10 protein-coding genes and 2 tRNA genes are annotated in these 13,156 nt (G+C 69.1%); 5 read left to right on the plus strand and 7 right to left on the minus strand.

Translation table 11 applies throughout. The features are described 5' to 3' along the window. Positions 1-21: 21 nt before the first annotated feature. Positions 22-1,401, minus strand: a complete 1,380-nt coding sequence (locus ACXN5W_RS25920; RefSeq protein WP_473160993.1) for an AAA family ATPase — start codon at positions 1,399-1,401, stop codon at positions 22-24. A 467-nt stretch (positions 1,402-1,868) separates the two neighbouring features. Continuing rightward, on the minus strand, positions 1,869-2,060 hold the full coding sequence (locus ACXN5W_RS25925) for a type II toxin-antitoxin system Phd/YefM family antitoxin (RefSeq protein WP_473160994.1): 192 nt from the start codon (positions 2,058-2,060) through the stop codon (positions 1,869-1,871). A 124-nt stretch (positions 2,061-2,184) separates the two neighbouring features. Here ACXN5W_RS25925 and ACXN5W_RS25930 point away from each other — a divergent pair, with 124 nt between their 5' ends. Next, positions 2,185-2,718 carry a YbhB/YbcL family Raf kinase inhibitor-like protein gene (locus ACXN5W_RS25930; RefSeq protein WP_473160995.1) on the plus strand — a complete coding sequence of 178 codons (534 nt, stop codon included), beginning with the start codon at positions 2,185-2,187 and terminating at the stop codon, positions 2,716-2,718. 126 nt (positions 2,719-2,844) lie between these two features. Here the strand turns inward: ACXN5W_RS25930 and ACXN5W_RS25935 are convergent, their stop codons facing one another. Beyond that, positions 2,845-3,555 carry a class I SAM-dependent methyltransferase gene (locus tag ACXN5W_RS25935; protein WP_473160996.1) on the minus strand — a complete coding sequence of 237 codons (711 nt, stop codon included), beginning with the start codon at positions 3,553-3,555 and terminating at the stop codon, positions 2,845-2,847. 265 nt (positions 3,556-3,820) lie between these two features. Next, positions 3,821-4,702 carry an IucA/IucC family C-terminal-domain containing protein gene (locus tag ACXN5W_RS25940; protein WP_473160997.1) on the minus strand — a complete coding sequence of 294 codons (882 nt, stop codon included), beginning with the start codon at positions 4,700-4,702 and terminating at the stop codon, positions 3,821-3,823. A gap of 366 nt (positions 4,703-5,068) precedes the next feature. Between ACXN5W_RS25940 and ACXN5W_RS25945 the strand changes: the two genes are divergently transcribed. Then, a complete protein-coding gene (locus ACXN5W_RS25945; protein ID WP_473160998.1) occupies positions 5,069-6,595 on the plus strand; it encodes a peptide deformylase in 1,527 nt (508 codons plus the stop codon). 108 nt (positions 6,596-6,703) lie between these two features. Here the strand turns inward: ACXN5W_RS25945 and ACXN5W_RS25950 are convergent, their stop codons facing one another. Continuing rightward, positions 6,704-7,819, minus strand: a complete 1,116-nt coding sequence (locus tag ACXN5W_RS25950) for a globin domain-containing protein (protein ID WP_473160999.1) — start codon at positions 7,817-7,819, stop codon at positions 6,704-6,706. Between the two features lie 261 nt (positions 7,820-8,080). Between ACXN5W_RS25950 and ACXN5W_RS25955 the strand changes: the two genes are divergently transcribed. After that, positions 8,081-8,851: a CPBP family intramembrane glutamic endopeptidase gene (locus tag ACXN5W_RS25955; RefSeq protein WP_473161000.1), complete on the plus strand. Its 771-nt coding sequence runs from the start codon at positions 8,081-8,083 to the stop codon at positions 8,849-8,851. A 33-nt stretch (positions 8,852-8,884) separates the two neighbouring features. On the opposite strand, the gene ACXN5W_RS25960 is transcribed toward ACXN5W_RS25955, so the two are convergent. Beyond that, on the minus strand, positions 8,885-10,045 hold the full coding sequence (locus tag ACXN5W_RS25960; RefSeq protein WP_473161001.1) for a hypothetical protein: 1,161 nt from the start codon (positions 10,043-10,045) through the stop codon (positions 8,885-8,887). A 1,108-nt stretch (positions 10,046-11,153) separates the two neighbouring features. Between ACXN5W_RS25960 and ACXN5W_RS25965 the strand changes: the two genes are divergently transcribed. Both ACXN5W_RS25965 and ACXN5W_RS25970 read left to right on the plus strand, forming a co-directional pair. Further along, positions 11,154-11,243 (plus strand) — tRNA-Ser (locus ACXN5W_RS25965). Positions 11,244-11,278: 35 nt separating this feature from the next. After that, positions 11,279-11,351, plus strand: a tRNA-Arg gene (locus tag ACXN5W_RS25970). Positions 11,352-11,428: 77 nt separating this feature from the next. Here the strand turns inward: ACXN5W_RS25970 and ACXN5W_RS25975 are convergent. Then, positions 11,429-12,604: a tyrosine-type recombinase/integrase gene (locus ACXN5W_RS25975; RefSeq protein WP_473161020.1), complete on the minus strand. Its 1,176-nt coding sequence runs from the start codon at positions 12,602-12,604 to the stop codon at positions 11,429-11,431. Between the last annotated feature and the right edge of the window lie 552 nt (positions 12,605-13,156).

Below are 13,156 nucleotides of genomic sequence, written 5' to 3' on the forward strand. Positions count from 1 at the left end.
TTTGTTGCACACACATCAAGATCATGGCGGGGATGATCTATTTGTCGAGCACCCCACATCGACGTGCCTCGCCATAACCCAACGAACCGAACCAGTTACCCGACAGTCTCTTAGAGCGGACTGCGCCAAGTCTCGATCGACGAACGGGATTGCTCCATATCTACCTTGGAGGTATCCGCGCTCCAAGTTCTCTGACTTCCGCGGCCGGAACTCCGTCAGGGGGTAGAGGCGTGTTGCCCCGTCCTTCGCCTTCTCGGTCAGCCAAACTTCATCGCGTCGGAGCGGGGCATCTCCTAGGAGAACGCCCATAAGGGAGGGGTCATGCGTGTTGAAGACTAGTTGAGCCCCTGCGGTGTTCAGGTTGGGATCATGGAAGATGCGGATTACTTCTCCGCTTAAGCGCGGGTGAAGGCTCGCATCTAGCTCATCTACGAGTAGCAGCGTCCCCTTGTCGAGAGCCCGCATTATCGGGCCAATCAGGCCGAGCCACGCTCGAGTGCCCATCGACTCGTCATCAAGATCGAGGAATGCTGCATCATCATTTCCGATGCGATGAGCGAGCTGAGTTCCTTGAGCAATCTCCGCCCAATCAACCTCTACACGATTTACGTTGGGGCTGAGAGCTTGCACCAGTGTCTTGACGCGATTCTTGAATTCTTCGTCGACCTCGTTCTTTACGATCCTTAGGTCGGATATCCCTAGGTCCGCAAATCGCAGCAAGTCGAGAATTGCAGCCTTCTTGTCTTCATTCTTTACCTGGGCAATCGTGTATCGGACGTGCGCCTCTCGGTCACCGGGAGTAGCCCTCTCGATTCCGTTGTCGAACCAATTCGCTAACTCTGTCAGTTGCTGATGGTTGTTGGCTGCTGCAGCAGAAAGGAAGAGACTATTCTCGCGGGTCAAGTCAGCGATTAGGTTGGGCCTTCCGCGCAGTGCGCGCCCAAACCTGAACTCGTTATCACGGCTCACATCGCGGTCAAAAAGCAGTCTCGGTCGGCCCTTTGGGAAGACATAGAGCCATTCCTCGACGATTCTCTCATGGTCAAATCGGAAACCATACTGGTAGCGCTCACCACTGAGGAGGACCTCAGCCTCGAACATGACAGGTAGAGAGTTGTGAGGTTTGGCAAAGAAGGGCGAGTATGGGATTTTTGACGATGGCTTCCAGGACTGGTGTGAGTTAGACACCATGTTGGCCATCGACCAAATAGCTCGCAATACGTTCGTCTTTCCGGATGCATTCGATCCGTAAATAGCTGCGATCGAGCCCAGGTGAATGTCTCCGTGAATCCCGAGCGGGGTGGTTACCTCTTCGGTTTCCACCCAAGAAGGGACAACCATGGACACCTCCGTCAAATCTCGGAGGGATCGGTAGTTCTCGGTGCGGACGGTGATCAGCATGGTGTCTCCCGAGCCGGCTGGCGCGCTGCTCCCTCATCGCCTGTCACGATCAAAGTATGCGCGAAAGTGCTTGAGGATGCACTAACTTTGTCTGAGATGCAACTTAACGAACGAGCGGGACCTCGTCGTGGTAACAGCTCGTTAGCAGGAGAAGCGGCCACGCCGGTGGTGCTGGGACCTCCGTGGGGCCGGGTACGGAGTTCGGGCGAGGGCTTCAGCTTCGAGGCCGACAACTTGGGGCCCGCGCCGATGACCATGACCGGATCTCGACTCCGTATCGCTCGGACGCGATCGGCGTCGCCTTGCCGAGCTTGCAGATGTTGATGTGTGCTGAATGGGAAGCTGATCAGCTCCCGATCCGGGTCCATCGCGCCGTACCGGCGTGACCATCCGTGTGGTGTGATCAGCGGCCGAGGGCAGGGTCGCCGGTGATGGCTGGGGCGCGCGGTGAGTGGTCCAGCAGCGGGTCATGCCTCGATGCCGAAGTCGGCGGCGATCTCGGCGTTGGTGTCGGCCGAGTCCCAGTCGCTGGGGAGATCCAGTTGCTCGGCCAGGGAGCCGATCGCGGTGCGGTTGACCTGCCGTACCAGTGGCACGACTTTCGCCACCGGGGTGCGCGCCCGGTCGATGATGATCTCTTCGCCGCGTTCCACCCGCATGGCGCTACCTCCTCGGTTAGCTACCGTCCTAGTTTGGCCGACCCCTGGTCAGCCGTCATGCCCCGTGTAACGGGTCCGGTTCGGGTAAGAAGGGCTGCGGACAATCCTCACGGAAGGACCTGAGATGAACCTGGATCGCCCGATCGCCCCGGATCCGTACGAGCTGCTGCCGCAGGTGCCGTCGTTCACGCTGACCAGCGCCGACGTGGCGAACGGGGAACCGATGGCGGCGGAGTACGCGCACGACAGCGTGGGCGGCGCCAACATCTCGCCGCAGCTGAGCTGGTCGGGGTTCCCCGACGGGACGCAGAGCTTCGTGGTGACCTGCTTCGACCCGGACGCTCCCACCGGCAGCGGTTTCTGGCACTGGTCGCTGATCAACCTGCCGGTCTCGGTGACCGAGCTGCCCCGGGGCGCGGGGGGCCAGCCGGTCGAGGGGGCGGTGGCGATGCGCAATGACTACGGCTCGCAGGGGTACGGCGGGGCCGCGCCGCCACCCGGTGACCGCGCGCACCGGTACCTGTTCGCGGTACACGCGCTGGACGTGCCGGCCCTCGACCTCGGCCCGGACACCCCGCCGGCCCAGGTCGGCTTCAACCTCACGTTCCACACCCTGGCCCGGGCGGTCATCCGGCCGACGTACCAGATCAAGGAGTAACCACCACCGGCGGTGCCGGCGCGCCCGGGAGTATCCACGGGCCGCGCCGGCCCGGGAGCCGAGCCAGGCCGGGGCGATGCGTGGGCAGAACGAGGTGGCGGGTGGCCGGCAGGGAGGTCGCGTCCGTCAGGCGGGTACGCGGGCGACCGCGAAGACGGACTGTCCGAACGGCGGCCGGACGAGCTGCTCGGCGGCCTTGGTGACGGGCAGCACGAGGGTGTCGTACACCTTCACCATCGGCCCCTCCTTCGGCATCAGCCGGAACACGCTGGTGGCCATGAAGTAGCCGAGCAGGCCGAGGGCGTTGGCGTAGTGCAGCTTCTCGACCCGCAGGCCCGCCTCGGTGAGCGCCGCCCGCATGGTCTTGCGGGTGTACCGGCGGACGTGTCCGGTGGCGATGTCCGCGGGGCTCATCGCGAACTGGAACGCCGGGACGATCAGCACGATCGCACCGCCGGGCCGGACCAGGTCACGCATGCTGCGCAGCGCACCGACGTGGTCCTCGATGTGCTCCAACACGTTGTACGAGACGACCGCGCTGTAGTCGCCGCGCTCGGAGTGCGGCAGCAGCATCTCGCGTACCTCGATCTTGGGTTCGACCGAGAGTCGCTCCTTGAGCGTGATCAGCCGCTCCGGGTCGGCCTCGGTGGCCGTGAACCGGGTCAGGTGCGGCGCCCACTCCAGGGCGTAGTCGCCGAGACCGCTGCCGATCTCGATCGGGTTGTCGCCCAGGTAGGGGAGGGCGAGCTCGACGAACCACCGCCGGTGGTTCACCGCGGTGGCCAGGCCCTCCAGCACTTCGGACTGGACCTGCTGGTCTCCGGTGAGTTCTGCCATTGCGTAGACGCCTCACGATCTGGTCTGAACCTGCACCTGAACCCGAAAGAGTCAACCATCAACGGCGACTGTACGGAAATCAGGGACCGCGATACGGGACCAATGCGAAGTTTACTCGCTATTAACGCTGATGTGCCCGCGGCCGACAACTACCCTCGATACACTCCGAAATGGTATGACACGGCCCTGCGCCGCTCACGGCGGGCCCCCGGTGAGTTTCGACCCGGAAACGGTGCCGAGGGCGGACCGGTCGAGGCACGGTACGTCAGGCGGGGCGGATGCAGCAGCCGGCGCAGACCTTCGGCTTCGGCAGGGTGAACGCCAGGCAGCAGGTCCGGCGCTGCACCATGGGCGCACCGGTGGGGCCCGGGACCAGGTCGATCAGGTCCTCGACGCCGAGCGCGGCGAGCAGGGTGTCCAGGGCGGCCACCGAGGAGCCGGGAACCCGGTCGGCGGCGCGCAGCACCGCGTACGCCACGCCGGAGGCGACCGAGCCGAGCAGGGTCCGGGCGCCGATCCGGACGTGCGCGTGCAGGGCGTCGAGCATGGGGGTGAGGTGCCGGTCGAGCAGCGAGCCGCGCAGCGCGGCGAGCAGTTCCGCCTCGTCGCGGACCACCTGCACGGTGGCCGGCTCCACCGGGAACGAACCAATCCCAGGACGGCCGGCGGTGGCCGGCGTCGCGAGCGGGTCGCCGGGCAGCACGGCCACCCGGACCGACCGGCGCAGCCCCACCGTGATCAGCGAGCCGGCGTCGTCGAGCCGGACCAGCACGTCCGCCGGGTCGAGCAGCGGCACCCGGCGCGCGGTCAGCCAGCCGAGCACGACCGGCAGCGCCAGCCAGTAGGTGTACGCCTTCCAGGCGAGCGCCGCGGCGGCGTGCGGCTGGGCATCCCAGCGGCGGGCGGCGAGGTCCAGCAGTTCGTCGAGCCGGCTGCCGTCGACCAGGGCGGTGGCCGGCAACCAGCCCGTCTCGTCCTCGACGACCAGTTGGGGCGCGAGGCCGGGCAGCACGTCCGTGCCGAAGATCGACCGCAGGGTGTCGGTGATCGGATCCAGCGGCCTGGACCGCGCCGCCGGGGCCGCCAGACCGGGGGTGAGGGTCGGCGCGGACGGCGACCGCCATGGGCTGGTTGCCGAGCCGGTCATCACCACCACGCTGGGCTCCCGCATCTGGGTCGGGCCCGTCTCGTCACCGGGCAGGGATCGTCGTACCGCGACTAAGGCTAGGCTAACCAACGCCGGCCGGTTAGGCAAACCTAACCTGGTGGCTGACTGAGTCGGGAAGCTGGCTCGCGGTCCCTGGCCTGATACCCGGGGTCGGGGAGCCTAAGCCCGCGCCTGGGGCCCGGTCGACGTGCCGTGCGCTGGCGGAGCGTGTCGAAAAGCACACGTATCGTGCCTAGCATTTACGATCATCATTCGACTGTCAAGGTGAATGTCGAGAACCCTTCACTTCGCTGACCTCGGCCGGGACCGCCAGCACACTGGAAACTCCCGGCCTTGAGGACACCGATGACCCTCTCGCCCATCGAACGGGCTGCCGACTCGTTCGCGGCTGAGCTTTCCCGGCGGCGGGTGGCGCGTGGGCTCACCAAGAAGCAACTCGCCGCACGGATGGGCTTCGACCCGTCGTACGTCAGCCACGTCGAAGGGCGTCGGCACCGCCCGACCGAGGACTTCGCCCGCCGCGCCGAGGCGGTGCTCGGCGCGAGCGGAGCGATCTGGCAGCGCTTCCAGGAGTACGACGAGCTGCGGCAGACCCGTACCGCCCCCGGACCGCGCCGCACGGCGGCCGTGCCCGAACAGTGGCTGCCGCCCGGCACGGGACTGCTGGTGGAGCAGGAGGTGGCCGCCTGCCGGTACGTGAACGGCGCCTACCGCTGCGTGGTCCGGCGCCGCCTCTACAACGGTGGCAACGAGCCGGTGACCCGCTACCTGGTCCGGATCGCCGTCGACCGCTACCCGCACGACCCCGGCCGCTCCAACCGGCACCATCGGGAGCACCCGCTGACGTTCGCCGAACTCGACCTCCAGGCCAGGTGCCGGGACGACGGCCGGGTGGAGCCGATGGACTGGCGGACCAAGCACGACCGGGACGCCTTCAAGGAGGCGTGGCTGCTCTTCGAGAACGCCGAGGGCCGGTTCCCGCTCTATCCGGGCCGCCGGGCCACCATCGAGTACGCGTACACGGTCAGCGAGGAGAAGTGGGGCCCGTGGTGGCAGCGGGCCGTACGGATGCCGACGCAGCGGCTGGTCATCCGGGTCGACCTGCCGGCCGAACTGGATCCGCAGGTCTGGGGCGTGGAGGCGTCGCTGTCGGCCGAGGAGGGGCCGCTGCGCACCCCGATCGACCGCCGCGAGGAGAACGACCGGGTCAGCTTCGAGTGGAGCACCGACTACCCGCAACTGCACGCCCGGTACCGGTTGGAGTGGCGGTTCCGGGCGGGGGCCTCGGTCGCCGCCGCTCCGGAGGCCGGCTCGGGTGAACGGGCCAGCGAACGGATGCAAGCGGCCGGCATCGTGCAACGCGGCTCCGACGTGCTGCGCCAACCGACCCGCCGGTTCGACCTGCCCGCCGAGGAGGAATCCGCGCGGGACGTCGTACGCCGGTTGTTGGAGTCGCTGGAGCGGATCGACCAGTTGCACCCGTTCAGCAAGGGCGTCGGGCTGGCGGCGCCGCAGCTCGGCCTGGCCTACTCGGCCGCGGTGGTCCGGCCGCCCGACCGGGGCGCCGAACCGGTCGTCCTGCTCAACCCGCGGGTGGTGGACGCCGGCCCGGACGGCGACGAACAGTACGAGGGCTGTCTGTCCTTCTTCGACGTGCGCGGGCTGGTGCCCCGGCCGCTGCGGTTGGACGTCGAGCACCTGGAGTACGACGGCTCGCCCGTGATCACCTCCTTCGAGTACGCGATGGCCCGGCTCGTCGCGCACGAGATCGACCACCTGGAGGGCCGGCTGTACGTCGACCGGATGCCCCCGGGAGTGCCGTTGGTGCCGGTGGAGGAGTACCGCGACAGCGGACGGCCCTGGGACTACTGAGCCACCCCGTCGACGGGGCCGGGCCCCGGGTTCTGTGGTGAGCAGAACCCGGGGCCCGGTTTTTGGGGGGAGGGAGGTCTGAGGCGGCCGGGGTCGGGCGGACGCGGGTCAGGCGTCGCCGAAGGTGTCGTACCGGATGTTCTCGGTCGGCACCTCCTGCTCGGCGAGCACCCGAAGCACCGACCGGACCATCCGGGTCGAACCGGAGACGAAGCAGTCGTGGCCGGTCCACGGACCGAACCGGTCCAGCGCCTGCCCGAGCGTCCCGTGCTCGCCGGGGAACGACGGGTCGTCGCTGCACACCGGCACCACCGACAGCCAGGGATGCCGCGCGGCCAACCGGTGCAGCGCGTCGAGACCGTAGAGATCCGGACCGGTGCGGGCGCCCACGAAGACGTGTACCCACCGGGTGCGGTTGTACCGGGCCAGCTCCTCCACCAGGGCCTTGACCGGCGCGATGCCGACGCCGGCGGCCACGCACAGGACATCCCGGTCGGACTCCGGGTCCAGCGTCATCGACCCCATAGGCGCGGCCACCCGGAGCAGGTCGCCGGGGCGCACCCGGCGCACCAGGGCACCCGACACCCAGCCCGCGTTGCGGCAGCGGACGTGGAACTCCAACACGTTGTCCTCGGTCGGCGCGTTCGCGATGGAGTACGTCCGCCACATCCGGGCCAGGTGCCGGGGAGCCTCGACGCTGACGTACTGACCGGCCCGGTACGGCAGCGGATGCTGCAACGGCTGGCAGGTAAGGACCGCGATGTCCGAGCCGTACCGCTCGTGGGTGAGCACCTCGGCATGCCAGAACGGCGGGTTCGGGTCGGCCGCCGCGCCGGCGAGCATCCGGGCCGCGATCGCCGCGTACGCCTCGCGCCACGCCTGGTCGTACTCGATGGTCCACTGGTCGCCGGCGAAGGCCCGCAGGGTCTCCACCAGGGCCGTCCCCACCACGTCGTAGTGCTCGGGCCGCACGTGGTACTTCCGGTGGTCGCGGCCCAGCCCGCGCAGGTAGGCGTCGAACTGTTCCGGGTCGTCGACGGTGTGGATCGCCGTGACGAGCGCCTCCAGCAGCCGGTTCCGTTGCGTGGTCAGCTGCACCGGAAACAGCGGGCGTAGCTCCGGGTCGGCGACGAACATCCGCGCGTAGAAATTGCTGGCCAGTTGATCCCGTCGATCCTCGACGAGAATCCAGCTCTCCTTCAACAGCCGCCCGAGGTTGTCCATTGACGTCCCTCTCGGTATGGTCGTGCGCTGGACAAGCCCCGCACGAGCTGGCCGGTCAGTTCGCGGTCGGTACTGGGGTGGCCCGAACTCGCGGATGCCTTGTGCTCGCGTTCAGCATGGACACGCTGCGTTGCGGACGGTCGCACACAGAGTGCGACCGAGAGTCGTGCTCATGGATCTGACCGAAAATGCGACCCCCGCCGGGCCGCTCGGCCGAGCCGGCCGGCACCACCGGCCCGCGCGTTCGGGCAGAGTGTCAGGGTGACCGTTGATCTCGTCAGCCCGCTACGCCGGCGGACCCTCGGTACCGAGGCCCTGCTCGTGCTCGGCGTCTCACTGGGCCAGTCGGCCATCTACTCCCTGGTCACCATCGTCGCCCGGCTGACCGCCGACCGACCGCTGTCCGAGCAGACCGCCACGCTCAACCCCTCACAGTCCACCCGGCCGTGGTTCGACCTGGCGTACCAACTGCTCGGTATCGCCTTCGCGCTCGTTCCGGTGCTGCTGGCCGTACACCTGCTCAACCGGGACCCGGGCGACGCGCGCGGGACACTCGGCCTGGACGCCCGACGGCCCGGCGCGGACCTGGGCTACGGCGCGGCGCTCGCGGCCCTGGTCGGACTGCCCGGCCTCGGACTGTTCTGGCTGGCGGCCCGGCTCGGCATCAACGCCAGCGTCGTGCCGGCCGCCCTGCCCCACCTGTGGTGGTCGGTGCCCGTGCTGATCCTCTCGGCCGCGCAGAACGCGATCCTCGAAGAGATCGTGGTGGTCGGTTACCTGGTGACCCGGCTCCGCGAACTGGCCTGGCGCGGCTGGGTGGTGATCGCCGCCAGCGCGGTACTACGCGGCTCCTACCACCTCTACCAGGGCATCGGCGCCTTCTTCGGCAACGCGATCCTCGGCGTGATCTTCGTGCTGTTCTTCCTCCGGACGAGGCGGGTGCTGCCGCTCGTGATCGCGCACACCCTGCTCGACGTCGTCGCCTTCGTCAGTTACGCCGTGCTGCCCCGCTCCTGGTTCTCCTGGCTCTGACCAGAGGAAGGGAAGGGCGCCTGCCGGCGCTGGCTACAGAGCGGTGCGCCGGAAGTGGGTCGCCGCCCGGGCGGCCAGCCGCTGCGTCGCCTCGGCGTTGGCGGCCGCGGCCGTCAGGGCGCCACCACCCGGAATTCCCCGGGCCGCCAGCCGCAGCGCCAGCCAGCCACTCGACTGGGCGGCGACCGGCGCCATCAACCGCCGGCAGCCTGCCAGCCAACGGCCCACCGGTTGGCCCTCGGGCACGTCACCCCGCGCCGCCCCCAACGCCGCCCGCGCGCTCGCCGCGTCCCGGTGCGCGCCGGTCAGCACCAGCAGGTCGACCGCCCGTTCCGGATCCGTCGGATCATGGTCGTACGCGGCGGCGACGTGCAGAATCAGCCCAGCCTGAGCCCACGACACGGCGGCCAGCTCGGCAACCGGGGCGAGCAGCCCGGTCGTGGTCGCCAGCACCGCGCCCGCACCCGCGAACCGGGCGTACCGCCGGCTGGCCAACCGGGCCAGCCCATCCGGACCCGCCGTCGGATACGCCGAACGGGTCCGCGCGGCCCAGTCCCGGGCCCGGGGCCCGAGCGTCTCCACCGCCGTCTGGGCCAGCACCTCCGCCGCCTGCTCCGGCCGATCCAGCAGCCGGTGGAGGGTTCCGGCCCCGATCGTCGTACGGGTCGCCGGCCGGCTCGGCACACCGTCCAGCTCATCGTCGCGGTCGTCGACGGCGAGGGCCGCCGCGGACCCCGGCGGCTCAATACGGTCGTCGACGGCAAGGGCCGCCGCGGACCCCGGCGGCTCATCGGCGGTGAACCCCGACCCGATGGGTACGACGGCAGTGGCGCCGTCCAGGCCCTCCGCGGCAGCCGGCGTACGGGCGGTCGCCGTGGAAGCCGTACCGCCGCTCGGTTCGTCGGCCGTGCCGGTGGTCGGCTGCTCGGTCGTGACCGCGCTCGGCGGTTCAGTCGCCCGCGCGCTCGGCTGTTCGCTCGGCCCTTCGATCGTGTGCGGCCTTGGCTGTTCGGTCGTACCCGCGCTCGGTTCGTGAGCCGTGCCGGCGTCGGCCGGTGGCGCGGTTTCGGTCGCGCGTTTCGGCGTGCTCCTCTTCCTGGCCGGCGCCGTCCGGCCAACCGCCTTCGCCGTCTCGGCCGGCTTGGTCGTTCCGGCTGTCTCGGCCGGCTTGGTTGCTCCGGGCGTCTCGGTCACCGGGACAGCCTTTACCGCCTTCACCGCCGGGGTCGACTCGGCCTGCTTCGTCGCCTCGGTCGCCTTGGTGGTTCCTTCGGTGGAGCTTGCCTTCTTTGTCGCCTTTCGTGCCGGGCGGGTCCGTTGCGTCGGACCGGGGCTCTCGCTGGGCGCCGCTGACTGATCGTTGTGCTCCGCGCGTTCGTTGCGCTCCGCCGGGTCGCTGTGCTCCGTGCGGTCGCTCTGCGCCGTTGGGTTGCTGTGCGCCGTTGGACTGCTGTTTGTCGATGGCTGGTCGACCGGATCGGAGCTTGTGGCGACCGCCTCCGGCGTACCCGAAGTGGTGGAAGCCCGGCCACGCGAGCCGGCCTTCCTGCCGGCGGTCTTGCCCGCGGTCCTTCCCGGGCGACGTTCGCCAAGATCCGGGGTCTCGGCCGCGCCGCCGGGCGTTTCGGTGGTCAGGGGTTCGGTGGTCCGGAGCTCGCCGGTCCGGGGCTCGCTGGTGCGCGGCGCTGGCGTCCGCCGCTCGCCGGGCTCCCGATCGGCCTGTTCCGCCCGGTCGGTCTGTTCGGTCTGGCTGGTCCGGCCGCTGCCTGTGGTCCTCGGCTGATCGGCCTCGATCGTCGGTGGCTGGAACAGGACAGCGGGAGCGGCCTTCGCCGGCCGCCTGCGCGGGCCGGGCGGGTTTCCGGGCGCCGGATCATGGGCGGCCGGGACCGGGGTCGGCACCGACGCCGACCCGGTCGCGCGATCCCGCCGACTTCGCGCGGGCGATCCCGTCGACGGGCGTTCAGGCTGGTCCTTGGCCGGCTGATCGTCCATGTCCGCAGCCTAGTCGTGAGTGACCTTCCACACCTCTCGGCGACATCGATCGGCGTGCCACCGACTGGCGCCGGGCGAGAATGATGGGCACTTCCGGACCGGGCCGTCGCGACTGCCTCCGGCTCCTCCCGGCCGCCGGCCCTGGCCGAAACCGGTCTGAGTGGCCCGTTCGACCAGATCAACCGGCCCGTGCCGCGATTCCGTATCAGCTGGGGGCGGGGCGCGGACGGGCCGTATCGTAAAGGTGCTTTGCTCAGGTCGCTGCCGGCCCTGTATCCTCGGGCGTCGGTGGTCGCGCGACCGCCGGGGAGACTTCGCCTAGTCTGGTCTATGGCGCCGCACTGCTAATGCGGTTGGGGTTAACCGCCCCTCCCGGGTTCGAATCCCGGAGTCTCCGCGCTCCGACCGGGTGTGTAAACTGGCCGGGCACCTGCGCCCGTAGCTCAACGGATAGAGCATCTGACTACGGATCAGAAGGTTAGGGGTTCGAGTCCCTTCGGGCGCACAAGATCATGAGGGGCCTGACCTGCCGATATGGCGGTCGGGCCCTTTCTGCTGTTCGGCCTGTGTGGACGGTGGGTGTCACGTGGGTGCGATGTGGGCCGCCCCCGAAGCCGACTTCTTCTCGCGCTTGGTGTCCCTGACCTGCTGCTTCGGAGTCGGACCCGGGGCGCTCGGGGTCGGAGCACCTGTTTTCGGTCGGCGGGCGGGTCGGTTCTCCCGGGCCTTGTTCTTGATCTTCTTCCGGGTGCGGCGGGCGGCGGCCAGGACGAGGTGGGCGGTGGCGTCGGCGCAGTGCCGCTGTACCTCGGGTAGGACGCTGGTGTAGATGTCGGCGGTGATCACGATGCTGGAGTGGCCGAGGAGATCTTGCAGGGTTTTCAGGTCGGCTCCGGCCTGATGCGCGAGGGACGCAGCGCCGTGCCGCAGGTCGTGCAGCCGCACCGGAGGTAGCCCGGTGCGCTGGACGAGTTTGCGGAATCGGGTGGTGGCGTAGTTCGGGTTGATCGGCAGGCCGTCGGCACGGGTGAACACGTACCCGGTGTCGGTCCACGCCTTGCCGTCCGCAGCGTTTCCGTTCGGTGGTCGAGTTGGCGGCGGCGGTGCGTGCGCAGGACTTGGACGGTGCGCTTGTCCAAGGCGACGGTGCGGCGTCCGGCGGGGGTTTTCGGGTCGCCTTCGATGATGGTGTAGCCGGCGGTGGTGCGGTTGCGTTCGATGGTGAGCACGCCGTGGTCGAGGTCGATGTCGGTCCACTGCAGGCTGCACATCTCGCCGCGGCGTAGGCCGCGCAGGGCGGTGAGCCACCAGAACGCGAACAGGGAGTCGTCGGTGACGGAGCTGAGGAACTCGGCGAGTTGGTCGGCGGTCCAGACTGCCACGGCCGGTCGGGCGCCGGTCTGCTCCCAGGACTCGACGCGGGCGTCGGTCCAGACCTTGGCGTGGGGTTGCTGGTAGCCGCTGATCTCGATGTGCCGTGCCGGATTGCAGTCGATCAGCCCTTCGCGGACGGCGAGATTCAACGCCGCCCGCAGGGTGGTGCGCAGGTGCTGCATCGCGGAGGCGGACTGCGGCCGTCCCTTGCCGTTCCTCGTCGCCGCGATCTGAGCGAACACCGTGCGTAGGAGACGGGCGTCGAGGTCGGCGAGCCGGTAGTGCCCGAGGTAGGGGATGAGGATGTTGTCGACGTCGCGGGTGTAGTGGAAGCGGGTGGTGGGTCGGATCTTGGTGCGGTTGTTGAGCCAGTGTCGTAGCCACCGTTTCACGGTCCAGCCCTGCGCGGTGCGGTCCGCGTCAGTGGTGGTCAGCCATTCGTCTCGGGCGCGGCGGGCGGCGGCCTGCGACGGGTAGCCGCCGCGGCGGACCCGTTCTGGCCGGCCGAGCAGATTCGTGGCGGAGCAGTGGAAGTACCAGGTCCCGTGCCGTCGTTCGGCGAGTCGGGGGCAGGACTGTTCCAGTCGCCGCTGGCCGTCGCGGCACCCGCACCGTTTGAAGATCACACCTGACGTCGCCATGATTGTGCCCTTCTTGTGGAGTCACCTGTCCCACCGACGTTGGCTCACCTGCGGGTACGGGCCCGTTGACCGGCGCTCGCCACGTGCGCCTTCCGGCGGTCCACACACGGCTCGGCGTTGGGGGCATGCACGCGGGACCGGAACGGCTGTAGCGCGTGCACGGCCCGGCTCTGCGGGCCTGCTGCACCAGTAGGCGACATCTGAGATGGCCTTGCCCTGTGGGCGGGCTGCAAGCAGGCTACGAGTCCGCAAACATCAGCCAGCCGCAAAGCGGAGAAGAAGTCACAAACCACCC

It is taken from the genome of Plantactinospora sp. A48, from assembly GCF_055793945.1.